This is a genomic window from Acutalibacter caecimuris, assembly GCF_034335085.1.
In the GTDB taxonomy this organism is placed as follows: Bacteria; Bacillota; Clostridia; order Oscillospirales; family Acutalibacteraceae; genus Acutalibacter; species Acutalibacter caecimuris.
Genome location: NZ_JAWXXJ010000001.1, coordinates 20,015 through 43,354 on the forward strand (window position 1 = coordinate 20,015; position 23,340 = coordinate 43,354).

The following is a 23,340-nucleotide window of genomic DNA, read 5'->3' on the forward strand; positions in this document are numbered from 1 at the left end:
GCGCGGAGGAACTGAGCAGGGAGATGGAACGGGACAGCCGGCGGTATCCGGCGCAGCTATAAGGGGGCGGGTATATGAACCTGATGGCCATGCGCTTTAAGGGGTTTACCTGGCGGGTGAACCCTACGGCGCTGTGCGTGGAGTGCCAGCGGAACCTGCGGGAAACCCCGCTGCCCTTTGCGGGCAGCACGGCGGCGGACTTGGGGGCGAAAAAGCGCCGGGTTTCCGGGCAAGGGTATTTGGTGGGCGGGGACTGTATGGACCAGTGGAGGCAACTGGAGGAACTGTTTGCGAAGGGCGGGCCGGGTAGCCTGCAACTGCCGGGGCAGGAGCCCTTTTTGGCGGTGATGGACAGCCTGAAACTGCTGGGGGAAGAGGGCGCGGGCAAGGTGAAGTATGGGTTTGCCTTTACGGAGTACCGGGCCGGGGCCCGCTGGCAGGGGCAGGGCAGGAACCTGGCTGCCGCCGGGGAGAGCCTGTGGGACTATGCCGGCCGGTATGGCTGGGACATAGAGGCCCTGCGCCGGGCCAACCTGCATATCCGGGACATTGCCTGGCTGGAGCAGGGGGAGGAGGTGTTTGCCCCGTGACCTACTGGGGGATATTGCCGGGGGGCGGGCAGTTTTTGCTGGGGGCCCCGGCAGAGGCGGTGCTCTCTTACGACCGGGAGGCGCCGGCGGACCAACTGAAGGCGGTGTTCCCGGCGGACAGGGCCTGGGAGGACCTGGCGGAGGTGTGGGTATACCACGGGGGCGAAGGGGTGTTCCGGGGGATTGTGGACGAACAGAATACCCGGCTTACGGCCAGCGGGTTATGGGTGGAACTGGTGTGCCGCAGTAGGGAGGCCCTGCTTTTGGACAGCGAGGCGGAGCCAAGGGCTATCCGGAACCCTTCGCTGGAGCGGCTGCGCAGGCGGCTGCTGGAGCCCCTGGGCTTTGGGGAGGCTACCGGCGGGCAGGGGGCCATGCCGGGGGAACTGGCGGTGGAAAAGGGTACCTCCTGCTGGCAGGTGCTGGCGGGCTTTTGCCGGGACTGCCTGGGCACCGTGCCCTATGTGGACTTTGCGGGCCGGGTGCGCTGCGAAGGCCGGGAACCCCGGACGCTGGCCCTGGGGCAGGTGCTGGCGGCGGAGATCAGCCGCAGGCCGTATAAACGGCTGAGCGCGGTGTGGAAACAGGGCTACCGGGGCGGCTATGACACCCTGTACCGGGATGCGGGCGCACCGGTGGCGCGGCGGCGGTACATCAGCGCCCAAAGCGGGAAAAACCCCCGCGCCGTGCTGCAAAAGGCCCAGCAGGAGAGCTTTTTGCTTACCGTGACCTGCCAGGGGGCCTGGTGGCCCGCCTGGGGGGTGGCGGATGTGGAGATACCCAAGGCCGGGCGCTTTACCGGCTGCCCGGTGTGCCGGGCGGTGTATCATCAGGACAGCGGCGGGGCGCGTACCCGCTTTGTGCTGGAAAGGGGGGAAACGGATGTGGCTGACGGAACGGCTGGCAGCGGGGCAGCCCCTTAAGCTGACCAGCGGGACGGTGGAGAACCAGGGCGGCTTTGCGGTGCAGGCCGACAGCCGGCATGACCGGCCGGCGCAGATATTCCCGTATGGCTTTGCCAGCGTAGCGGAGGAGGGCCGGGAGGCCGTGATGCTGGGCGGCTACTGCGCCGGCCTGGCCAGCGCCGCCGACGGGGCGCTGGAGCAGGGGGAGGTGCGGCTGTATTCGGCGGGGGGCGCGGAAATACGGCTGTGCAACGACGGATGCGTGGTCATCAACGGGCAGGTGTTCCAGCCAAAGGAGGGATGAGGGGTGGATACGGAACTGGTAAACGGCGGCTATGTGCTGGGCGCCGGGGGCTTGCCCAAAACCGTGGCCGGCCGGGCGGAACTTTTGCAGTACGCCCGCATGAACTTACAGATGCACCGGGGCGCATGGCCCTACAACCGGGAACTGGGAAGCGGGCTGTGGCAACTGGACCGGGGGGAGGATCACCCGGAGGAACGGGCTTTGGCATTGGCCAACGAGGCCCTGTTGCGCCTGCCCGGCGTACGGGCCAAAGCCGCCCGGCTGACGGAAAAGGGCGTGGCTTTTTTGATAGCGACCCCGCTGGGGGAGGAGGAGATAGAGGTTGGAGAGCTATGAGGAGATATGGGGGCGGATGAAGGCGGCCTATACCGCAAAAAGCGGCTGGGCGCCGGAGGATGTTTCCGACCTGGGGCTGCGGTTGCAGTTGCTGGCCGGGGAGTTGTACCGCCTACAGGCGGGGATAGAGTGGCTGAAACGCCAGGCCTTCCCCCAGACGGCGGACGGGGCCCAACTGGATATGCACGGGGCCCAGCGGGGCGTGGTGCGCCGGGGGCAGGAAAAGGCCAGGGGCCGGCTGGCCTTTTCCCGGTATGTGCCGGCGGGGTTTGACCTGCTGATCCCAAAGGGGACGGTGTGCGCCTCTTACGGGGAGGAGGCGGTGGAGTATGAAACCACGGCGGACGTGACCCTTGCCGCGGGGACCGTGACCGTGGAGGCCCCTGCCCAAGCGGCGGAGGGGGGCAGCAGGGGCAATGCCGCCGCCGGGTACGTGAACACGCTGGTAACGGAGGTGAATGGCATCAACTACGTGACAAACCCGGCCCCCTTTACCGGCGGTATGGACCCGGAACGGGACGGGGACTACCGTGCCAGGGTACTGGAAAGCTACCGGCTTATGGGGCCCGCGGGCAGCGCCGCCTGGTACGAGGCGGTGGCGTTGGAGGAGGAAGGGGTATCCGACGCCCAGGCCGTGCCCAGGGAGGGGGGCGCGGGCACGGTGGGCGTATACGTATGGGGGCAAGGGGCCGCCCCCGGCCAGGCGGCCATGGACGCCCTGGCGGAAAAGCTGGAGGGCCTGCGGGAGGCCGGGGTGGCCGTGACGGTAAAGGCGCCCACAGTGAAAAAGGTGGGGGTGATCGGCTACCTGGGGGTGAAACCGGGGACGGTGTTCGCCCAGGCCAAAGAGGCCGCCATACAGGGGGTGCGGGACTGGTTCGGGCAGAGGAAGATCGGGGAGGGGATGTACCTGAGCGACCTGACCAGGGCAGTGCTGGACGCGGACCCGGCCATCTGCAAAGTGACGTTTAACAGCAGTACCACAGCGGTGGAGGGGGCGGCAGGGGTGCTGCTGGCCCTGGGGGCTGTGGCCTTTAGCGAGGGCTGATATGACCTGCGGCGGGAACATGGCCCGGCTGATGGGGGCCACAGGACTGTACCGGCTGACCGGGGAGAGCCCGGTGGATTGGGAACTGGCGGCCTATCAGGCCGGGTTTGCGGTGATAGAGGAGGCAATGGCGGCGCTGGAGGCCGAACTGTTCGCGCTGACGGCACCGGCCGGGCGGCTGGCCGCCTGGGAACTGCTGTTCCGGCGGCAGGCCTCCGGGGCGGGGCTGGGTTTCCGGCGGCAAGCGGCGGCCAAAGCCCTCGGGCTGCGGTACGGCCCGGCGACGCTGGGCAGCCTCTGCCAGGAGGTGCTGCCGGTGGCAGGGGTGGAGGGCACGGTGAGGGAACAGGCGGGCAAGCTGCTGGTTACGGGCGCCCTGCGGGGCGTAACCGAAACCGAGGCCCGCCGCCTGTTGGACAGGCTGCTGCCCGCCCACCTGGCGTGGGAACTCACCCTTTTGGAAGAATAAAAGATAATTGATAGGGCCCGGCTCAGGGAAATGAGCCGGGCCTTTTGTTTGGAGGATGGGGGCCGGAAGGCCCTTTCTACAGAAAGGGTCTTAAGCCGCCGGGGGCAAACATATATTATACCAAACTGGAACCCAGGGCCCCAGGGCCCGGCAAGAAAGGAATGGTTGCCATGAAAAAACGGTTGGCTATACCCGCGCTGGTACTGGCCTGCGTACTCTGCCTGCGGGTAATGCCCGCCACGGCCGCCCAGGGGGAGGGGCTGGAGATCTCCGCGCCGGCGGCGGTGCTGATGGAGGCGGGCACGGGCCAGGTGCTGTTTGAGAAAAACCCCCACCAGGTGCGCCCCTGCGCGTCCATCACCAAGGTGATGACCCTGTGCCTGACCTTTGACGCGCTGGAAGCGGGCCAGTTGGGCCTGCAAGACGTGCTGACGGCCTCGGCCCACGCGGCCTCCATGGGGGGCTCGGACATCTGGCTGAAGGAGGGGGAGCAGATGTCCGTAGACGACCTGATTAAGGCCACGGTGATTATGAGCGCCAACGACGCCGCCGTGGTGCTGGCCGAAAACGTGGCCGGCAGCGAGGAGGCCTTTGTGGCCCGGATGAACAGCCGGGCCCAGGAACTGGGGATGCAGGACACCACCTTTAAAAACTGCAACGGCCTGGACGAGGAGGGCCATGTGACCAGCGCCTATGACGTGGCCCTGATGAGCCGGGAACTGCTGCGCCACGAGAAAATTACCGACTACACCCTGACCTGGATTGACTATGTGCGGGACGGGGCCACCCAGTTGGTGAACACCAACAAGCTGATCCGCAGCTACCAGGGCATTACCGGGCTGAAAACGGGCACCACCTCCCAGGCGGGAAGCTGCATGACCGCTACGGCGGAGCGAAACGGGCTGCGGCTGATCGCGGTGGTGCTGGGGGCCTCCAGCACGGACGACCGCTTTAAAGACGCGGCGGCCTTGCTGGACTACGGCTTTGCCGGGTGGTCGGTAACGGTGCCACAGGCCCCGGCCCTGGGGCCTGTGCCGGTGGCGGGGGGCATGGAGGAAACCGTGGCCGCCAAGGCCGGGGCCATGCCGGAGATCCTGCTGCCCGCCGCCGGGCAGGGGGAGATCGAGGAGAAAATTACCTGGCGGGAGGGGCTGGCGGCCCCTGTGGAAGAGGGGGAGGTGATTGGGAAGATCACCTACACCGCCGGGGGCAAAACCGTGGCCACGGTGGATATTACCGCCGCGGGGCAGGTGCGGCCCATCACCTTCCGCTCGGCGTTTATGTACCTGCTGGGCGGGCTGATGGGCCTGTAGGGGGCAGGGTTTCCACCCCGGCGGCAGAAAAATTTTTTCATTTCGTAAACCAGCCTTGAAAAATCCCGCGACTTATTGTAGAATATAAGCACAGAGAAAATTCAAGCCGTGCGGCAGGGGCGTTTGCTGCCGCAGCGGGCAAAGGAGTTTTGTAAATGCCGCTTAAATTGGAGGACAGGTATCTGAAAGGCTTTGTTTCCGGGCACGAGCTGGAGCAGATCCAGCCCCAGGTCAAGGCCGCCAGCGAGCTGCTGATGTCCGGCAAGGGCGCGGGCAGCGACTTTTTAGGCTGGGTTTCCCTGCCGGAGGACTACGACAAGGAGGAATTCGCCCGGATTAAGGCCGCCGCCGGGCGGGTGAAGGAGAATTCCCAGGTGTTTGTGGTTATCGGCATTGGCGGCTCCTACCTGGGAGCCAGGGCCGCCATTGAGTTTTTGAAATCGGACCGTTACAACGCCCTGCCCAAGGACACGCCGGACATCTATTTTACCGGCAACAGCATCAGTTCTACCGCTTTGCAGGAACTGGTGACCCTTTGCGAGGGCAAGGATGTTTCCATCAACATGATCTCCAAGTCCGGCACCACCACCGAGCCGGCCATTGCCTTCCGGGTGTTCCGGGAGCTTTTGGAGAAGAAATACGGCAAGGAGGGCGCCCGGTCGCGGATCTTCTGCACCACCGACCGGCAGAAGGGCACCCTGAAACAACTGGCCGACAAAGAGGGTTACGAAACCTTTGTGGTGCCCGACGACGTGGGCGGGCGGTTCTCTGTGCTGACGGCGGTGGGGCTGTTGCCCATTGCGGTGGCCGGCTGCGATATAGACGCCCTGATGGCCGGCGCCGCCAAGGCGATGCGGGCCTACAGCAGCCCCCTTTTGGAGGAGAATGACTGCTACAAGTATGCCGCCCTGCGCAATATCCTCTACCGCAAGGGCAAGTCCGTTGAGGTGATGGTAAGCTACGAGCCCTGCTACGCCATGATGAACGAGTGGTGGAAACAGCTTTACGGCGAGAGCGAGGGCAAGGACCAGAAGGGGCTGTTCCCGGCCAGCGTGGTGTTCTCTACAGACCTGCACTCTATGGGCCAGTATATCCAGGACGGCCGGCGGCAGTTGTTTGAAACCGTGGTGCACATCGACCAGCCCAAGTACCAGATTACTTTGGGCAACGACCCGGCGGATGTGGACGGCCTTAATTACCTGGAGGGCCGCACCATGGCCTTTGTAAACGAGAAGGCCTTTGAGGGCACGGTTTTGGCCCACAACGACGGGGGCGTGCCCAACATGGTGCTGCACGTCAGCGATTTTTCGGAGGACAGCCTGGGCCAACTGATCTACTTTTTTGAGAAGGCCTGCGCCATTTCCGGGTACCTGCTGGGGGTTAACCCCTTTGACCAGCCGGGCGTGGAAAGCTACAAGAAGAATATGTTTGCCCTGCTGGGCAAGCCCGGCTATGAGGACGCAAAAGCCAGGCTGGAGGAACGGTTGCAGGGCTGAGGAAACCATCTGTGCGGGGCGACCCGTTTGGATAAAAAATCAGAACAATATTGTAAAGGAGCGTTCAAATGGTTACTCTTTTAACTGGGAAAAAAGGTTCCGGCAAGACGAAAAAGCTGATTGAGATGGTAAACGCCGCTTTAGAGAAGTCCAACGGCAATGTAGTGGTCATCGAGAAAGGCAAGCAGATGACCTTTAACATCCCCTACGCCGCCCGCCTGGTGGATTCCGACGCCTATGACATCAAGGGCGCGGAGGCGCTGCTGGGCTTTATCAGCGGCATTTGCGCGGGGAACTATGACGTGACCGACATTTTTGTGGACTCTACCCTGAAGATCACCGGCACCGGCGCCGAAGCCTGCGCCGTACTGGTGCCGGAGCTGAAAAAGCTCAGCCAGTCTGCCGATACGAACATTGTGCTGTCCATTTCCGCGGCGGATGAGGACATCCCCGCCGAGGTGGCTGACTGCGTGCTGAAGTAAAAGGCCAGAAATCCGCCATCCCCTTTACGCGTACACAAGCCCTGGGGCTTTTGCTGCCGGAATTTCGGGTTCCTTGCTAAAAGTCAAGAGAAATTTGCAAAAGTCAAGAAAAATTAGCACCCTGCACAAGCGGGGCGGGCGGATTTTATGCGTTTTCACAACAAAATGACATGGCAAGCCAGCCGGATGGGTCAATCCCATTCGGCTGGTACGTTTGTATGGGGTCAAGGCGTCACGCCGCCTGGAGCTCCTGGTCAAAGAGCATGGCGGCGGACTTCCAGCCCAGTATCTTGCGGGGGTAGTTGTTGACCCACCGCTCCGCTGCCATCACCTCCTCCTTTGTGACCTCATCAAAGTTGGTGCCTTTGGGGAAAAACCGTCTAATCAGCCGGTTCATGTTCTCATTGGAGCCCCTTTCAAAAGCGCTGTATGGGTGGCAGAAAAACACGATGGTCCGCTTGCCCTTGCGCCGGTGGGACATCTCTATGCCCTCGAAGTCTTGAAACTCACAGCCATTGTCAACGGTGATGCTCTTGAAAAGTTTATAGAACAGCTTGCCAAAGCGCCGCTCCAGGCCGTTGATGGCCTTGACCACGCTGGCCGCCGTGTGGTCCTCCACCAGCAAGACAATCCCCATGCGGGTCCGCCGCTCTGTAAGCACCAGGAGGGCTTGCTTGGAGCCCTTGCACCCCATGACGCTGTCCATCTCCCAGTGGCCAAAGCTGCCCCGGCTCTTGACCTCCTCCGGGCGCTTTTCGATGCTCTGGCCACGGGGAGCCCTGGCGGCCTCCTTTTTACTCTTGGCGGCGTAGTGGCGGCGGCCCTTGTCATGCAGGTGCTCCGGGGTCAGGAAAAGGAACACGTCCCCACGGTAGATGTAATTATAGACCGTATTCTCACAGATTTCCGTGTCAAATTTCTCCCCGTTGTTTCGGATTTCCGCAAGGGCGGCACCAGGGGCAAAGCCTTGGACCATGATGAGCTCCTCCAGCCGCTTGACCAGGGCGTGGTCATGGCCGATTTTGAGCTCCTTGCCCTTTTCCTTGAGGAAAGCCTTGTATTTGCGGTGTGCCACGTCCGCACAATAGACCTCAACGTCAATGAGGTCCGTGGTGCGCTGGACGCACAGGCCCCGGCCTATTTCATAGTAGATAGACCGTTCACACTTGCCCAGGGCCTCCGCAATAGCAGGCTTTGAAAAGCCTTTTCTCAGCATCCGCTCCAGGGTCTGCCGGTCATTGAGCGTGAAATGGGTGGCTCCTTTATGGTTCATATTGCACCTCCAGAAAATAGTAAAAGCGGGGTGTTGCCACCCCGCTTGCCCGTGTGTTGTTATCTGGCCATGTATCGCTCCAGCAGCTCCGCCGTCTCTCCATCTGGCAAGATGTCCTCCAGCTTGCAGTTGAGGGCAAGGCAGATTTTGAGGAGCGTGGCCAGCTTTGCACCGCACAGGTCACGGCCTCCCTGCTCATAGGTCTGGAGCACCCGGCCATTGATACCGGCGGCGGTGGCCAGTTCAGATTGTGAAAAATCGTGTGCCAGTCGTGCGCTTTGCAGTTTGTTTCTTGTTTGGCCCATAGGGCTGCACCTCCTCCGTTTTCTCTATTATACAACAAAAGTTGTATAATGTCAAGATAGAAAAAAGCCCGTGCAAAAGGAAATTTTGCCGGGCAATTTTTTAATCCTTTGTGGCCCTCAGCCGGTCCGCAAGCATGGCCAGCGTTGCCACGTCCCGCTCATCCAGGCCGGACACGTTGATGCTGGCCAGAGGCTCCAGGCCCAGGAGGTAGTCCGTGGACACGGAAAAGGTCTTTGCCAGCTCCACGATGCTGGCCGGGGACGGGATGGAAAGCCCTTGCTCCCAGGAGTTCACGCCGTTGCGGGTGATACCCATACGGCGGGCAAGCTCCGCTTGTGTCCAGCCCCGTGCCTCTCTTAACGCCTTTATTTTCTCCGCAATCATCCGCAGCGCCTCCTTTCAAAGTAATTATACTTTGCATGGCCGTCAAGTCATTATCAAATAGGCTCTGTTGCTTGACAGCACGGCGGAGGCCAGATATAATGGGGTTTGTAAAGGTCAAGAAAGAACAAGAAAGAGAGGGCGAAAAGGTGAAAAAGCTGGGGCGGTTTCTAAAGGCGTTCTTTGGCGTTGTTTGCGTCATTTATGTGGCTGTTTTTATATGGCTGGCGGTAGATACGCACAAGGCGGAGATGGTGCTGGGGGCGGTGTTGTTCGCTGTTCCTACCTATTTCCTGCTGAGGAAAAAGAAAGTAAAGCCGGAGCCGCAAAGCCCAACAGCGGGGGCCGTGCGCCGGGAGGCCAGTCAATACACGCCGGATGCGCCGGAGGAAACATTGCGGGATATGCGGATGTACTACACAAAAGAGCAGATAGAGAATGACGTGCGCATCCTCTCCGAAAGTTTCAAGCTGGCTCAGCAGACGGCCAACATTGACACATTCACCAGCCGGTTGGCATTGGCACAGCGGACAGCGTTGACCCTCCTGCAAGCCGAAAAAGCGGGGTGCAAAGGGATTTTGCCGGGGACAAGCAAAACGTGTGACCAGGTGCTCTCCAGCGTGAAAGACCTAAAAATTGCTTTCCTTGAAAACAGCTACATAAAAGAAACAACGGAGGCCATGCTGTTAAAAACGCCGTCTGGACAGCGTAAAAGGATGGAGGCATATCTGGCAAAGCTGGAGGCCCACAAGACTGATTTTTTAGACGTGGCGGACACCTATGACAAAGTGGTGAGGGACACAAAGGTCCTCATGCCGTAGACGCAAAAAGCCGGAGAGGCCAGCAGGCCCCTCCGGCTTTTTTCCATCGGAAAAAACAGCCCAACCCAGGGCGGCGGGGGTATCTTTACCCCTCCCGGCCTTGACGGCCCTTGTGGGGGCCTTTACGGGCCCAATAGAGGCATTTCCCGCCGGGGGCTTTACTCCTTTTTCTTTTCAAGCTGCAAGATGACCTCCCGTAGCTTGTCAAAGCCAAACATTGCCGCATAAGCCACCATAAAGCCCACCACAACGGCGGCCACCACCATGTACCACAGAACAGCCATGCCCTTAATCTGGCACCAGGCAAAAAACGCCACCAGCGTGAGACCCATGGCCACGATGACGGCCAGGACGTTGGTGGGGAGCCGGTCCCAGGTGAGCTTTTTGAGGACCTGGACGATGATGTTGGTGAGCACCACCAGGACGCCCACGATGCTGAGAATGACGGACCAGTCGAAAATGCTTTCCATAACTTTTTACCTCCCTGTTATTTTACCCCACAAGGGTGAGGTCCTTGATGTTGACGGCGGCGGTGACCGCCTTGCCCTGGCCGATGACGGCCCGGTCCCCGGACAGCTCCAGCACCGTGTAGGTGTTGGCGTAGACGAAAGAGGCCAGGCCCCCGCCGGTGTACGTCTTGGCCCCGGCCTTGACTTTGACGGTGGAGCCCTTGGCGATGGCGGCGGAGGCCTCCACGGCGATGTCAGCGGCGTCCACCCAGCCGTAGACGGTGGAGGAGCTGCCGGTGGTCTTGATGAGGTGATAGGGATGCCGGGCTCCCTTGGCCACGGCGGTGACCCTGGCCTCACCGGGCTTGCAGGTCTTGGGGCTGGTGCTGTTGGAGCTGGTGTAGTGCTGGATGCCGGTAAAGGCTACCACGGCCCCCACAGCGGGCCCCTGGGCGTTTGTGTCGGGCTGGGTGGGCTGAGATACCACCGGGGCGCTGCCGCCCGCCACGGCCCCCGTATAGTCCACCCAGGGGATTTTGCCGTGCTTGGTCCAGGTTCGGGCGCTGTACCCAGCCTTTTTGCCAATGTTGGCCACGGCGGTGATCTGGACTTTGTTGGCAAAGGCGGGGGAGCTCTCCACCGCCAGGCCGTCCCCGATATAGATGCCGATATGGCCGGACAGCCAGACAGCCTCACCGGGCACCATAGATGCCCAGCCGGTAGTGCTCACGCCGGTGCATTTGGCGATCATGCCATCCGCCCCCACGTCCGGGCACGCTCCGGCGGCAAACATGGCAGCGGTGGGGTAGGTGGCCCCGCCGTACCGCTTGGAGGCGTCCCCGCACCAGCCCCAGAGGATGCCTTTGATGAGGTTGACGCAATCAAAGCCAAAGGTGTCCGCCGTGGCGGCCTTAATCATGGCCGTGCGGGCCGCCTGTTTGTTGTAGGCGTGATTTTGCGTGTACCGGGTTTTGTTTTCTGCCGTCATAGGAGCGCCAAAGCACCCCATGACATACAGCGTCTTGTAGTTCTTGGCGATGTCCACCGCCTTGTCCACAAGGGTCTGGGCTTTCATTTTGCTCATGATGTCTTTCCTCCTTTAGTCTTTCAGCACGATTTCAGCGGCCCGGAGGGCTACATCCGCCCCATACTGGCCCGCAAACTGTTTGAGAAAACGCTGGGCGTACTTGGCCCGGTTTTCGTTCTTGGACTTCCACAGGTAAAAGCCGCCCCAGGTTCCGTCTGTCACCAGGGAGGTGCCCGCAAGGACGGCAATGGCGGTAACATCCCACCCCCGGAGGGTCCCGGCCACGGTGATGGCGCACAGGACCACGGAGATGAAGATGTGTAGCACCAGCATTTTCTTGGAAAACTCCATCCAATGCCGCCCTCCTCAGTAAAGCGCCTGGACGCTTTGCTCCGTCAAAAATTCCTTGTGTTCATGCTTGACCTTGCGGGCATATTCCAGGGCGGCGTGCATATCACCGTTACAGTGTGCGTCCGGGATGCGCTGGACGGCCTCCGCCGTAGCCTCCCCCAGAGCGATGGCGGCCCCCACCCCTTTGATGATAAGCACCTCATTTTTCTCACGGGCACGCTCCCGCTCCTCCTGGGCTTTGTCCCGCTTTGTGATGCGCTGCTGGAGCAGCCAAAAACAAAAGGCAGTAATGGCGGTGGGGAGGCCCAGCAGCGTGACCAGGCCCCCGACAGAAAGCTCAATGACCATGATGTCCCCCTCCTTATTCGGTGACCTCATCCCAGCCATAGACGCCGGGCTCCCAGACGTTGCCGTCCACGGTAGAGGTCCAATGCTTGCCTTTGTGGTTCACCTTAGCCCCGGCGCTGTATGCGTCATGGGCCCCCAGGGGTTGGCTCCAGGCGGGCCACTCCTCCGCCGGGTCAGAGGTCACCGCCCAGAGGGAGGCGGCCTTGTCCGGCTCCCACCCCTCCTGGGACGTGTGCTCCTGGACACAGCGGTAAAGGGTGCCGCCATACCGGCGGAGGTTGCCCACGGCGTAGTTGACGCCGGGCACCCACTCCGCAAAGAGGGTGGACTGTTCGGCAGCGGTCACGGCGTCAATCTGGCCGTTTTCCGCCAGCACCACAAAGGCGATGGCGGCGGCGTCCTCCCGCTGCTTGGCGTAGAGCTTGGCCTCATTGATGGCCTTGAGGCTATTCTGGGTGTATTCAACGCTCATTCAAAGGCACCTCCGATGCTGGAAATATAGCCGCCGGTGTCACTGCCCCCCCGGCTCACGTCCAGCTTGAAGTTGAACGCAAAGCCATTTGCGGCGGTCTTGTTCTCAAAGACATGGTTGGCTCCGCTCTTGATGTCCGCCGTGGCGTCCTCCCACACGGGGGCGGCGTCCTTGGCGTTGTTGGTGACCAGGACCTGGAGCACGGCGTCAACGGGCAGAGCGCCCACGATGTTGAGGACCATGACGGTGATGGCGTCATCGGCGTCCAGGGGCTCCGCCAGGGTGATGCTGGCGCTGATGACCTTTTTGGTAAAGGTCACAGTGTAGGGGGCGCTGTCCGCCTTGCCGTCATTGGCCACCACCTTGAGGGTGTGGGCCCCGTTGAGGATTTTCTGATAGTTGGCGGCGGTGACGGCCTGGAACGTGTTGGACTGGCCCAGGGTGGCCGTATAGGACCGCTGGAGCACGTTGTCCAGATACTCCTTGACCGTCACGGTGCCCCCGTCCGCATCGGTCACCTTGTAGGTCAGGGCAAAGCCCTCATTTTTGGTGCCCAGGTCCGTGCCGGAGGCCGTGTCACTGGTGATGACGGGATAGGCGTTATTGTCCACCGTGCGGGTGTCGCTGGTGACATAGGCGCTGGTGGCGTTCAGCGTGTCATAGGCCCGGACACGGTAGGCCACCGTATTCCACCCGGCGGTGATGGTGTCCGTAAAGGTCAGGGCGGAGCCCTTGTAGACCTGGGACCATGCGCCGCCGTTGACGCTCCGCTCCAGCTCATAGCCGCTGAGGTTGTCATCGCTGTCCGTGGCACGGGTCCAGGAGATGGGCAGGGTGGCCCCGCCCCGGACGGCGGCGGGCACCGTGATGGAGCCGGGGGCGGAGGGGGCCCGGTTGTTGACCACCGTGACATTGCTGCCGGTTTTCCAGCCGGAGTTAAGGCCCTCTGTGTCATAGGCCTTGACCCGGAACATGACGGAGGCGGTGCCAAAGGCCACGTTGTTGGTGGTGCTCCGGGCGCTGCCCTGGTAGACCTGGGCCCAGGTGGTGCCGCCGTTGGTGCTCCGCTCCACGACATAGCCCGCAAGGTTGCCCTCAGCGTCCGTGGACGCTCCCCAGCTCACGGTGATGTCCGTGCCGCCGTTGATGCTGGTGGGATAGCTGATACTGGAGGGGGTGCCGGGGGCGGTGTTGACGGACACAGAGCCGTCATCGCTGACATAGAGGGAGGAGGGGAGAGTGAAAGCGGGGCGGGACCCGCGGGTGCTGGAGCAGCCGCCGTCGTCGAGGCTGCCACCGGAGCCCAAGTTCCAGGCGCTGCCGGTGTAGTACGTGCTCGGGGAACGGGTCCACTGAGGATATGCGGAGCCATTCAGCTTTGCGATTTTCAGCAGATTGAGGACCGTGCTGGACAGCGCCGTGCCCTCAGCGTTCATGTAGGTGTGGGACTGGCCCAGCTCCGTGGCGGACAGCAGGAACACGGACCGCTGCAAGGTGGTCTTGCTGTTGTTCCCGTTGCCGGGAGTGTAGTAGATTTTGGTGGTGCCCATCGCCGTGCGGATGTTGGCGTCCAGCAGGTTCTTGTAGGTGCCGTTGAGCCAGGTGTCAATGGCGCTGCTGGCGTAGGCGTTGATGTTGGAGCTGTGCCACTGGCGCTGGTCATAACAGTCCTTGCGGACCACCAGCACCCGCCCGGCTCCGTTCAGCCCGCTTTCATAGTTCTGCTTGGCAATGTAAAACTCCACCAGCACGCCGTTTTCCTTGAGCTTGATGATGGAGCCCTCTGCCTTGCTGCCAAGGGTGACAGTTGCCATTAGATGACCTCCTTTAGAATGTTTTGCACACGGTCCCGCACTTGCTGGCGCAGGAGCCAGGTGTTGCCGTGAGCGGCGTGGGCATCCCACGCCTGCCAAGATTGCAGGATTTCCTCACGGGTGACCTGCCCCGTGGGGTAGTCCCGCTCCCACCGGCGGAGCTTGGACCGCATCCGCTTGACGCTGCTGTGCCGCAGCTTGCGGATGACCTTGCCGCTGTCCGTGAGGTAGGTGTGAAAGCCCAAAAAGTCAATCCCGTTGCGCAAGGGGAAAATCTGGGTTTTCTCATTGAGCTCCAGCCCCAGGCTGGCCATGTAGGCCTTGATTTCCCGGAGGCAAAATTGCAAATATTCCTTGTCCGGGTGGATGAGGAAAAAGTCATCCATATACCGGCCATACCAGCGGATGTGGAGCCGTTCTTTGACGAAGTGGTCAAAATCGTCCAGGAATAGCAGGGCAAAGAGCTGGCTGGTCTGATAGCCCAGGGGCAAGCCGTCTGAGCAGTCGATGTAAGTACAGAGCAGGTCATAAACAACAGGCTCAAGGTCCAGCTTTTGCAGCTTTTCCTTGAGCCTGTCATGGTCTATACTTGCAAAGAATTTGCGCACATCACACTTGAGGACCCAGCCCTCCGCCGTGCGGTATTTGTTCCAGTATTCCGTGAAAAAGCCCTTGAGGCGGTCCAGGCCGAAGTGGAGGCCCTTGCCCTTTTGGGATGCGTAGTTATCCAGGATAAAGCTGTGCGTGATGCGGTCATAGAGCAGATTGTCCACTATGGCGTGCTGGACCACTTTGTCCACAAACGCCGGAGCCTGCACCAGCCTTTTCTTGGGCTCGAAAACGTAGAACACACGGAAACGGCCCGGCCTATATATTTTCGTGCGGAGGATATAGACCAGGTTGATGATGCGCTCCAGCAGGTGGGCCTCGTAGTGGGCCGTGGCAGCTCTGGAGCGCTTGCCCCTCCGGGCGGCAAGATATGCGGCGTAGAGCACCGCAAAGGTGCAAATATCGGAAAATCTCAAGCGGGTGGCCTCCTGTCTTTGTACGGCTGGCCATCCTCTCATCATGCGCCGTTTAGGTGCCGGGTGACAGGACCAGCAGCCCCCTCCCGTTCAATGCCGGGCGGGCGGCATCGGCGCAATGTGTTTGCCTTGAAAAACTCAAGGCTGGATGTGACCTCCTTTGATGTGATGGATGGCGCTGTTTTCGGCTTTGGGCCTACTCAGTCCGGCCTTGACCATCAGAGCGGGGCGGGACCCGTTGGTGTTGGAGCAGTTGTTGTTGTTGAGGTTGCCATCGGAGTTCAAGTTCCAGGCGTTGTTGGTGTTGTTCGTGTTCGGGGAAAACGCAAAATATAGGTCACACCCAAATATAACAGCCTTTGGCTGGTATATCCGCTTTAGGGGCTCCGCTGCATGGCCTCCGCAATCTGCTGGGCCATTTGCGCCATCTGGGCAAGCTCCTGGGCCGCCTTGGCCTCCCGAAGTGCGGCGGCACGGGTGCCGTCATTCCTCCGCCAGTTAAAGGCCTTTTGCTTGACCGGGCGGACCATCTCCGCCCAGTAGTGGCATTGGTCCCCGGAAATGTACCCTTTCTTAAAGCTGAGGTTGATATACTGGAGCATGGTGTCACACTTGACCACCACAACGTCCAGGTCCCGCAGCCGCTCCTCATACTCCGTTTCAAAGAAACGGCCATCGGCGGAGATGCACTTTTCCAGGATGTCAGCGGCACAGTCCTCCAGCCGGGCGCACAGGTGGAACGTCTGGGATTTGGGGAAATGGGGCTTGCCGTCATCCTTGACCTTTTCGTAAAGCACCCGCTCCACAAGCTGGCAGTTTTCCATGACGTAGCCCTTGACCTGCCGGTATTCGGCCTCCTTGGCCTTGACCCGCTGGATGGTGTACTCCAGCAGGTCAAGGGCCAGAGGGATGATGTCATAATTGGGCATGGCTAAAACTCCACCCGCTGGTAGGTTTCATTCCACACGCCAGTCACCACCAGCCCGGTGAGGGCGGCAAAGGTCACGGTGAAAGAGTTGCCGGTGATGTTGGTGCCGTATTTCAGCTCCAGGACAGCCAGGCGGGCGTCAATGCCTCCCACCGTGTTCTGGAGTTCCGGGTGCACATCGGCAGCGTTGTCATGGGTTTCCACGGCGTCCGTGATGGCCTGCCGGATGTCCTCATGGGCGGCGGGGTCCGTGTTGTGCTCAGAAATAGCCCGCTCCAGGTCCTCCCGGCTCACCACGTCCAGGGCGGGGATGATGGTAAACTCCAGCACGGAGGCGTCCGCCACAACAATGTGCATGACCATGGTGAGCCGCCCGTCCACGCCGGTGGAGATGGCCACCTTTTCCGTGTCCGGGGTGTTGCAAATGGCGATGAGCTCACCGTCCTCACTGAAAAGCCCCATCTCACGGCAGACAAAATTGCCCACGCTGTCATCAATGACGATTTTGACATCCAGCATATTGGGCACGGCGGGATTTTGCACGGCAGACACGATGGGGCCCCGCCACAGCTCTGCCACCAGCTCCGTTTGGTCCACCGTGGGCACATAGTAGCCCCCACCACCGTCACCGGCGGCGGCCTGGGTGATTTTCAGCTTGGTGCCCGCCAGAACGCAGGCAGTGATGCGGGCGGCCCCCACGGCGGTGATTTTCGTGCCGTATCGTTTCTCAATATCAGGCATTTTTATTGCTCCTCCTTGTATGGGTAGATTTCAACGGTGGCGTGATACTCCAGCGGCCCGGCCATGCTGACACCGCCAGCGCTTTCCAGCTCATTGACCAGCATGGGCCACACGTCCATGTAGACGGACCGCTCCGTCATGGCCCCCATCTGCACGATGCCATCCGATTGCACAAAGGACACCATGAGCATCCACATATTAGAGGGACGGACCGCCAGCAGCAGGTCCATGATTTGCTCCGCAATGAGGGCGGCGTCCGGCAGGATGGTATAGTCAAGCTGGATGTGGATGGAGTAGTCCACGATGGCCACCTCATAGCCCTGGGGCCCGCACAGGCCTTGGAGCCAGTTCTTGAGCCAGGGGACCGTATAGGGCAGCTCCCGGTTCCACAGGGCTTTGACACGGGCCTTGCGGACCGCCAGCGTGTCCGTGTCCTTGGGGTGGATTTTTAGCTCCTGCTCCCACACGGACACCCCCCGCTCATCGGCGTCATCCAGGAATTGATTGGCCATCACCCGGTCAAGGCCGTCCCATGCAAGGGAGATTTCCGGCTCGTTGGCATCGTTGATGGCCTTAAATTCCGTAACATCCCGCAGCACCGGGGGCAGGTAGTTGATGAGCTTTCTATCCACTCACAGCCCCCCTCACCGGGATGCTGTCCGGGCCCAGCACCAGGTTTTCCTCTTTCCCGTTGATTTTCGTGCCGCCAATGTCCGTGACCATCGTGGGGCAGGCGGACAAAATACGGCTCTCAATCTGGGAAATGCGCACGGTCAAAAAATCGGAGCTGGACCATTGCCCGGTCAGCTCCGAAAAATAGGCGTCCAGAGCGCCCGTCACATAGCTCTGCACCGCCTCCCAGCTCCAGCCGGGGGCAAAGGTCAGGTTGAGGGTGACGTTGACGGGCTCCGGGGTCACGCCGGTCACATGGACCACATGGCCGATGGGGGCAAGCCCCAGGCCCTCCCCGGCGTTTTCCGTGGGGTCCACCGCCGTCTGCACCTCATCAATGAGGGTGTCGGTGGGGACGGTGTTGTTGGCGGCCAGCAGGACCAGCTTGACGGTGCCTCCAACGGTCAGCAGCTTGTCCTTGGCCGCTGTATATACGGCGGTCAGCCAGGCCGCCACAGCGGGCTCCAGGGCCCCCACAGAGGCCTCCAGCCAGGCTGTGACCTCATCGCCGGGGATGAGGGTGCTGGGCCTCAGCCCCTCATTCCAGACGGGGTGGACCTTGAGGGCGGCCACGCCGGGCATGGCAAGCACCTTTTCCTTGTAGTCCGCCTGGTTGCCGCCAAAGGCCTGGGATTGAAAGCTGTCCAGCACCCTTTGGCGGAAAGCCTCTGTTTCCTCATCGTCCTCACCGGGCACCAGCAGCTCCACCAGCTCCGCACGGGTCAGCCCGTTCACATACTCCACGGGGATGAGATGCCCGGTGTAGCCGTTGCCCAGGGCTCCGGCCTTTTCGCAGGTCACCTCATGGCTCACGGCGTCCTCTGTGTCAGCCTCCTCCATGCGGGCGGTCACCACAAAGTTGATGTCCTCGCAGGAGAAACGGGTGCCCAGCGGCACCTCAATGTTACACTCCGCCCGGAACACGGCGGGGCTGGCGGGCTTGGGGGCCATGTTGCGGTCAGAGGCCCGCTTGATGAGGTATTCCCTGGGGGCGGTCAGCAGGTAGGTGGCCTTAAAAACGAAGTCAAGCCCTATAAAGAGCTGGGCCAGCTCCGCCATGGAGGGAGCCACGCCGTTGAACACCATGGAGCCCTCCCGTTTGTCAATGTCATTGGACACACGGGAAAGAGCGCTTTTGACCAGCACCTCATAGGTGTTGTATTCAAACATCTACACCTCAACCTCCTTTGAAAAGTCTATCTCACCATAGATGGTGTAGACGGTGAAGTTGGCCAGGACCGTTTTTCTGCCCGTTTCAAAGCTCCAGTTGCCCACGCCGGTGATGCGGTCATCCTGCTCCAGCGCCTCCGTGATGCGGCGTTTCATCTCGCTCATGGCATAGTCCTTGGGCTTGCCTATGAGGTCCGAAAATTCGGAGCCGTAATTGCGGGAATAGATAGGGTAGGCGTAGCGCTCCGTATTCAAAATGAGATAGATGGCCTGATAAAGCGCATCCCGCTTGTCCGTCATGCCGCTCACCCGCTGCCGGTCAATGTCCAGCTTGTGGGTATATCCGGGCTGTTCGCCCATGACAAAGGTGATGAGGTCCAGGTCATCCCCCGTGGTGGGTAAAGTTGCCATTATTCTCTCGCCTCCCATCTGTCCAAAACAATGTATTTTTGCCCGCCGTCACAGCGCAGCAGGATGACCTTTTCCCCTACCTTGAGGGCGTTGTGCACTCGCCACTTTTTCCGGCCCTGGTATCGGTGCTTGTGGGCCGCAAAGGCCGGATAGCCGGAGCCGCCGCTTTCGTCCTCCGTGTAGTGCGGCCCCAGGCTTTTGCCCGTGCCCTCAATGGTGGACATCTCCACATTGAAGTCCCGCACGTTGTCGGTGAGGATGAGTTGGGGGTCGGTCAGGGTCTTTTTTTGGTCCACCTGGATTTTGAGCGGGGAGGCGGAGGTCACGGTGCCATAGCACACGGCCACAGGAGCCTCCGCCCGCACGGCCTCCACGGCGGCCTGCTTGACCGCCTTGACCAGCTCATTGATGTCAAGCGACAAATGTACCACCCCTCATTTTCAAGTCCATAAGGTGCACGCTCTCCTTGAAAGTGTGCTTGACCTGTTCCACCATGAGGTAGTTGGAGAGGTTGATGTCCCCCAGGCCCAGGGTCACCACCAGCAGCGTGCCCGCCCGGACCCGCACGTCCCCCAAAACGTCCTGGAGCTTGAGCGTCCGGGTCTTGGTGTTGTAGAGGTCCAGCAGGGCGTCCGCCATCGCCTTTGCGTTGGCGGTGCTGTCGATTTTTTCATAGTATTGCAGGACGCCCCACTGGTTGATGTGTGAGCCGTCCTGGGCAATGTAGATTTCCCGCTTGCCGGTGTCCTTGTTCTCATAGGACAGCTTGATTTTGTCATAGGTCTGGGAGGCAATGGAGCTTTTATAATCATAATCACCGGCGGTTTCATCGTCAATGACCATGCCCAGTTTCATACTCCCCAGCGCCTTGAGGGTCAGCTTTCCGGCGTCATCGAAAAGCACATACATCTTGCCGGTGGCCTTGAGGGTTTCGTCCAAGGCGTTTTGGATGATGTCAAAGAGGGTTTGGTTGTCCTCCACCCGGCTTGCAATCTTGTGGCCGGTGCCCTCCAAACTTCCAAGGTTGAGCTGGAAGTCATCCGCCACCATCTGGATGACCTCCGTGGCGGTTTTATCGGTGTAGACGTATGTGTCCTTATTCTTGAGGTAATAGAGCTGGTCATAGGCGGTGACCTTGATGACCTTGGGGTTGCTGCCCTTGCGGGATTTCTCAAAGACAAAGCCATAGAAAATGGGGGAGCCGTCCACGGAAAAACGGCAGGGGTCCCCCTCTTGAAAGCTCAGGCCGTCCGTCTTTACTACCTCAAAGGATAGTTTTCCGGGCTGTCCCTGGCGCTCCCACTCTATGGTCACGTCCTCCACCACGGCGGGAAACATCACTGTCCCATTGTGCTGGATAATCAGCTCATAGGTCATGGGATGGTGAGCACCTGCCCCGGATAGATTAAATTGGGATTGCTGATTTTGTCCGTGTTTGCGCTGGCAATCTTTGAGTATTCGGCCCCCTTGCCGTAATACTTGGCGGCGATGGCCCACAGGCTGTCACCGGCCTTGACCGTGTAGGTCTTGGCGGTGGGAGCCGTGCTGGCGTCCCGCTCTTTTTCCACCGTCACCGTGGCCGCCTGGCCGCTTTCGGCAGGCTGTTCCACAGTGGCGGTCTTGGTCCCGTAGGGCCTCCATTGCTTGAGGTTGACATCCACGGCCACGTCCAGGCCCTTGGTGGCGTCCTCCACGATGTTGTAGTCCTCCACGCTCACCCTCATGTTGGTGTCGTAGAGGGTCCGCCCATCCGGGGAGCACCGCACAAGGATGAATTGGGTGGGCTCCTTGGAGGTCTTGAGCCGTTCCAAGGTCCCCAGGTAGTAGTCCGGGGACCTGCCGGTCAGCATGGGGAAAACAAACGGCACCACAATCTCCGTGAGGCCCGGCGTGCGCAGGAAATTGATTTCACCCTCATTGAGTAGGATGAGGGTTTTGTTTTTGTTCTTGATTTTCACAGTCAGCTTGGCCGGGGTGGGCATTTGCACCCCGGCCAGATAACAGGCATAGCTCATGCGTGCACCCCCTCAGCGGCGGTGACCAGGGCCTCAGTAAAGCCGTCTGTCAGCTCCCGGATGACGCCATCCAGGTCTGCACCGCCGTCAATTTTGTTGGTCATGCCGGTCATGTCGATTTTGACCTCCGCCGTGGTGAAACGGTTGATGGCGTCACGCTCCGCAATGTCCCGCAGGTATTCCAGCTCCTCACCGCTCACCTCCAGGGACTTGGCCATGCTGCCAGTATTGTCGGAAATATCCCCCACGCCTTTACTCAGTTCATCATAGGGGACATATCCAGCTCCGCCCCCGCCAAGGTCATCTCCCATATTACTGGGGTCGGTGCTAAAACCGCTGAACAGACCGCCAACAGTGTCCTCAATGCCCTGGCCAAAGTTGTTACCGGCGGCCCAGGCGTCCCCGTATTCAATCCGCTGGATTTGATAATCGGAGGCGTCCAGCTTTTGCATCACCTCAACCTGTTCCCCCACGATTTCCTCCACCTTTGTGGCCACAGTATTGCGAAAACCGGCCACAGCGCCGGACATATCGGTGCCCAGCACAGTATCAATGAGGGATGCAGCGCTCTGAACGATACCCAGAATAAAGTCAAACATCCCCGCAAACAGGTTGATGATTGCCCCCACGGGGTCGTTGAACACGTTTGCAAAGAAGTTGGCGAAAGTGGCAATCAGGTTGTAAATTTCCACGCCGATGCTGATAACGAAATTGACCACACCCAGAATAAGGTTGAGGATAAAAGCACCCGCCACGGCAAAGGCCCCGCAGATAATCCCGGTAGCGGACAGGGATGTCCCCGCAAAATGGTTGACCGCCGCCACAGCCGCATAGAATACAGCGATAAGGGCAATGACAGCTATGACAATCCATGTAATGGGGCAGGCATAAAGAGCGGCGTTTAATCCGTACTGAGCTACCGTAGCGGAAAAAGTTGCACCTGTGCTCATAGCCAATGCCGCTGCATGGGCGTTTTCAGAGAAAGCGGCAGCGGTTGTTGCGGCGGTTTTGATACCCTCCGCAATCGCCAGAGCCAAAACGATACCCTGATAAATCCCCATAACGGTCACCACGCCCCAGACAATGGGCTCAATCCAGCTCCAGTTGTCCACAATAGCCGCCCCCAGTCCGAAAACGGCATCAAGCGCCACCGTTGCAACAGAGGCAATGACAGAAAAGGCTTGTAAAGCGCTGTCTGCCACCGTGCTGAATTGTTCGCTGTTCGCAATCCCGTTTAGCTTGGTGAGAACGGGGTCCAGGGCCGTGAGCGCCCGGTTTTGCATGGAGGTCCATATCTGCCCCCAGGTCATGGGCATACTCTCAAATTTGGCGTTGGTTTCGTCCGCCGCCGCAAAAAGGGCGTTTTTGACAACCTCAGCGGTAACAGCACCCTCCTGTGCGTATTGCTTGATGCTGCCCTCAGCGATGCCCATATAGCTCTCAATAGCCCTGGCAATTCCGGGGGCGTTCTCCAGAATGGAGTTTAGCTCCTCGCCCCGCAGGGCCCCGGCGGCCATAGCCTGGGTGAGCTGGAGCATGGCGGCACTCTGGCCTTGTGCGCTGGCCCCGCCGATGACAAACTGCTTATTGACCTGTTCCATAAAGGCAATGAGCTCATCGTTGCCGGAAAAGGCCGCCCCGGCGTTGGCCCCCATGCTGGCAATGGCGCTGGCAGTGTCCAGGTAGGCCGCACGGGAACGCTGGGCGGAGGCCATGATTTTGGCCTCCAGAGCCTCCACACTGCCGCCGTCATCCACGATGAGATTAAGCCGGGCCGTGTTGCTGGTCATTTGGTCTGATAGGTTAAAAAGCTGTTTCACGCCAAAAGCCGCCCCGGCGGCAGCGGCTATTTTCCCGATTTGGTTAGTCAAGCCGGTTGCGTGGCCCGTGCCGGTGAGGAGCCCTTTATTGAAACGGTCTTGATTTTGCGCTGCCTTGATATAGTAGCGTTCCATCTTGTCCATTTGCTCGTTGATTTGGCCAATCTCCGCATAAGTAGCCTGAAAGATGGCCGGGTCAAAGGCCTCCCCGGATGCCCGTTTCATATCCTCAAAAGAATGGATGGTAAAATCTAAAACGTGGGTAATTTTTTTCAAAATAGCGCTCATCCCATCGTTGAGCACCATTTGGGAGCGTATTGTTGCCAAGTTCTCACCTCCGGGGGGTATAAAAAGGTCACCCTCCCGCAATAGG

30 protein-coding genes are annotated in these 23,340 nt (G+C 60.3%); 10 read left to right on the forward strand and 20 right to left on the reverse strand.

The genetic code is table 11. The features are described from left to right. Positions 1–74: 74 nt before the first annotated feature. From U8U01_RS00105 to U8U01_RS00145, 9 genes are all read left to right on the forward strand, one after another. Complete coding sequence (locus tag U8U01_RS00105) at positions 75–590, forward strand: LysM peptidoglycan-binding domain-containing protein (RefSeq protein ID WP_322168607.1); 516 nt, start codon at positions 75–77, stop codon at positions 588–590. Then, positions 587–1,513, forward strand: coding sequence for a hypothetical protein (locus tag U8U01_RS00110; protein ID WP_322168610.1), 927 nt, complete (start codon positions 587–589; stop codon positions 1,511–1,513). The genes U8U01_RS00105 and U8U01_RS00110 overlap by 4 nt, the downstream gene beginning before the upstream one ends. Beyond that, positions 1,473–1,799: a hypothetical protein gene (locus U8U01_RS00115; RefSeq protein WP_322168613.1), complete on the forward strand. Its 327-nt coding sequence runs from the start codon at positions 1,473–1,475 to the stop codon at positions 1,797–1,799. Before U8U01_RS00110 ends, U8U01_RS00115 begins: the two co-directional genes overlap by 41 nt. A 3-nt stretch (positions 1,800–1,802) precedes the next feature. After that, positions 1,803–2,135 carry a histidine kinase gene (locus U8U01_RS00120; RefSeq protein WP_322168616.1) on the forward strand — a complete coding sequence of 111 codons (333 nt, stop codon included), beginning with the start codon at positions 1,803–1,805 and terminating at the stop codon, positions 2,133–2,135. Beyond that, complete coding sequence (locus U8U01_RS00125; protein ID WP_322168619.1) at positions 2,122–3,183, forward strand: baseplate J/gp47 family protein; 1,062 nt, start codon at positions 2,122–2,124, stop codon at positions 3,181–3,183. Before U8U01_RS00120 ends, U8U01_RS00125 begins: the two co-directional genes overlap by 14 nt. Position 3,184: 1 nt before the next feature. Beyond that, positions 3,185–3,652, forward strand: coding sequence for a hypothetical protein (locus U8U01_RS00130; RefSeq protein ID WP_322168623.1), 468 nt, complete (start codon positions 3,185–3,187; stop codon positions 3,650–3,652). 170 nt (positions 3,653–3,822) lie between these two features. After that, entirely contained in the window at positions 3,823–4,965 is a 1,143-nt protein-coding gene (locus U8U01_RS00135) for a D-alanyl-D-alanine carboxypeptidase family protein (protein ID WP_322168626.1), read from the forward strand. 155 nt (positions 4,966–5,120) lie between these two features. Further along, the gene (locus U8U01_RS00140; protein WP_322168628.1) at positions 5,121–6,461 is read left to right on the forward strand and encodes a glucose-6-phosphate isomerase; all 1,341 of its coding nucleotides are present in this window, start codon (positions 5,121–5,123) and stop codon (positions 6,459–6,461) included. 68 nt (positions 6,462–6,529) lie between these two features. Next, entirely contained in the window at positions 6,530–6,943 is a 414-nt protein-coding gene (locus U8U01_RS00145) for a hypothetical protein (RefSeq protein WP_322168631.1), read from the forward strand. 232 nt (positions 6,944–7,175) lie between these two features. Here U8U01_RS00145 and U8U01_RS00150 read toward each other — a convergent pair whose 3' ends face one another. The 3 genes from U8U01_RS00150 to U8U01_RS00160 form a co-directional block, all read right to left on the reverse strand. After that, entirely contained in the window at positions 7,176–8,216 is a 1,041-nt protein-coding gene (locus tag U8U01_RS00150) for an IS30 family transposase (protein WP_251318672.1), read from the reverse strand. Between the two features lie 59 nt (positions 8,217–8,275). Continuing rightward, complete coding sequence (locus U8U01_RS00155; RefSeq protein ID WP_160233049.1) at positions 8,276–8,521, reverse strand: helix-turn-helix transcriptional regulator; 246 nt, start codon at positions 8,519–8,521, stop codon at positions 8,276–8,278. A gap of 100 nt (positions 8,522–8,621) precedes the next feature. Next, positions 8,622–8,906, reverse strand: coding sequence for a helix-turn-helix domain-containing protein (locus U8U01_RS00160; protein WP_251318318.1), 285 nt, complete (start codon positions 8,904–8,906; stop codon positions 8,622–8,624). A gap of 98 nt (positions 8,907–9,004) precedes the next feature. Between U8U01_RS00160 and U8U01_RS00165 the strand changes: the two genes are divergently transcribed. After that, on the forward strand, positions 9,005–9,724 hold the full coding sequence (locus U8U01_RS00165) for a hypothetical protein (RefSeq protein ID WP_322168635.1): 720 nt from the start codon (positions 9,005–9,007) through the stop codon (positions 9,722–9,724). 158 nt (positions 9,725–9,882) lie between these two features. Here U8U01_RS00165 and U8U01_RS00170 read toward each other — a convergent pair whose 3' ends face one another. From U8U01_RS00170 to U8U01_RS00250, 17 genes are all read right to left on the reverse strand, one after another. Beyond that, entirely contained in the window at positions 9,883–10,194 is a 312-nt protein-coding gene (locus tag U8U01_RS00170) for a hypothetical protein (RefSeq protein WP_160233046.1), read from the reverse strand. A gap of 22 nt (positions 10,195–10,216) precedes the next feature. Then, complete coding sequence (locus U8U01_RS00175) at positions 10,217–11,257, reverse strand: hypothetical protein (RefSeq protein WP_322168639.1); 1,041 nt, start codon at positions 11,255–11,257, stop codon at positions 10,217–10,219. Between the two features lie 15 nt (positions 11,258–11,272). After that, complete coding sequence (locus tag U8U01_RS00180) at positions 11,273–11,551, reverse strand: hypothetical protein (RefSeq protein WP_322168642.1); 279 nt, start codon at positions 11,549–11,551, stop codon at positions 11,273–11,275. Positions 11,552–11,566: 15 nt separating this feature from the next. Next, on the reverse strand, positions 11,567–11,899 hold the full coding sequence (locus U8U01_RS00185; protein WP_251319988.1) for a serine/threonine protein kinase: 333 nt from the start codon (positions 11,897–11,899) through the stop codon (positions 11,567–11,569). 13 nt (positions 11,900–11,912) lie between these two features. Then, the gene (locus tag U8U01_RS00190; RefSeq protein ID WP_251319987.1) at positions 11,913–12,371 is read right to left on the reverse strand and encodes a carbohydrate-binding protein; all 459 of its coding nucleotides are present in this window, start codon (positions 12,369–12,371) and stop codon (positions 11,913–11,915) included. Next, positions 12,368–14,185 carry a DUF6273 domain-containing protein gene (locus U8U01_RS00195; RefSeq protein ID WP_322168646.1) on the reverse strand — a complete coding sequence of 606 codons (1,818 nt, stop codon included), beginning with the start codon at positions 14,183–14,185 and terminating at the stop codon, positions 12,368–12,370. Before U8U01_RS00195 ends, U8U01_RS00190 begins: the two co-directional genes overlap by 4 nt. Continuing rightward, positions 14,185–15,210: an RNA-directed DNA polymerase gene (locus tag U8U01_RS00200; protein ID WP_251319916.1), complete on the reverse strand. Its 1,026-nt coding sequence runs from the start codon at positions 15,208–15,210 to the stop codon at positions 14,185–14,187. The genes U8U01_RS00195 and U8U01_RS00200 overlap by 1 nt, the downstream gene beginning before the upstream one ends. A 138-nt stretch (positions 15,211–15,348) precedes the next feature. After that, positions 15,349–15,495, reverse strand: coding sequence for a hypothetical protein (locus tag U8U01_RS00205; RefSeq protein WP_322168649.1), 147 nt, complete (start codon positions 15,493–15,495; stop codon positions 15,349–15,351). A gap of 92 nt (positions 15,496–15,587) precedes the next feature. Further along, positions 15,588–16,139, reverse strand: coding sequence for a four helix bundle protein (locus U8U01_RS00210; protein WP_160233041.1), 552 nt, complete (start codon positions 16,137–16,139; stop codon positions 15,588–15,590). Positions 16,140–16,141: 2 nt separating this feature from the next. After that, positions 16,142–16,879: a phage tail-collar fiber domain-containing protein gene (locus U8U01_RS00215; protein ID WP_160233040.1), complete on the reverse strand. Its 738-nt coding sequence runs from the start codon at positions 16,877–16,879 to the stop codon at positions 16,142–16,144. Between the two features lie 2 nt (positions 16,880–16,881). Beyond that, positions 16,882–17,511 (reverse strand): putative phage tail protein, encoded by a 630-nt coding sequence (locus U8U01_RS00220; protein WP_251319915.1) that lies wholly within the window; start codon positions 17,509–17,511, stop codon positions 16,882–16,884. Beyond that, positions 17,504–18,721, reverse strand: a complete 1,218-nt coding sequence (locus tag U8U01_RS00225) for a baseplate J/gp47 family protein (protein ID WP_160233038.1) — start codon at positions 18,719–18,721, stop codon at positions 17,504–17,506. Before U8U01_RS00225 ends, U8U01_RS00220 begins: the two co-directional genes overlap by 8 nt. Further along, complete coding sequence (locus U8U01_RS00230) at positions 18,722–19,132, reverse strand: DUF2634 domain-containing protein (RefSeq protein WP_160233037.1); 411 nt, start codon at positions 19,130–19,132, stop codon at positions 18,722–18,724. Then, a complete protein-coding gene (locus U8U01_RS00235; protein ID WP_251319914.1) occupies positions 19,132–19,554 on the reverse strand; it encodes a DUF2577 domain-containing protein in 423 nt (140 codons plus the stop codon). Before U8U01_RS00235 ends, U8U01_RS00230 begins: the two co-directional genes overlap by 1 nt. Then, positions 19,544–20,509 (reverse strand): XkdQ/YqbQ family protein, encoded by a 966-nt coding sequence (locus U8U01_RS00240; protein ID WP_160233036.1) that lies wholly within the window; start codon positions 20,507–20,509, stop codon positions 19,544–19,546. The genes U8U01_RS00235 and U8U01_RS00240 overlap by 11 nt, the downstream gene beginning before the upstream one ends. Further along, on the reverse strand, positions 20,506–21,147 hold the full coding sequence (locus U8U01_RS00245) for a LysM peptidoglycan-binding domain-containing protein (protein WP_300346348.1): 642 nt from the start codon (positions 21,145–21,147) through the stop codon (positions 20,506–20,508). The genes U8U01_RS00240 and U8U01_RS00245 overlap by 4 nt, the downstream gene beginning before the upstream one ends. Next, positions 21,144–23,294, reverse strand: a complete 2,151-nt coding sequence (locus U8U01_RS00250) for a tape measure protein (protein WP_322168657.1) — start codon at positions 23,292–23,294, stop codon at positions 21,144–21,146. The genes U8U01_RS00245 and U8U01_RS00250 overlap by 4 nt, the downstream gene beginning before the upstream one ends. Between the last annotated feature and the right edge of the window lie 46 nt (positions 23,295–23,340).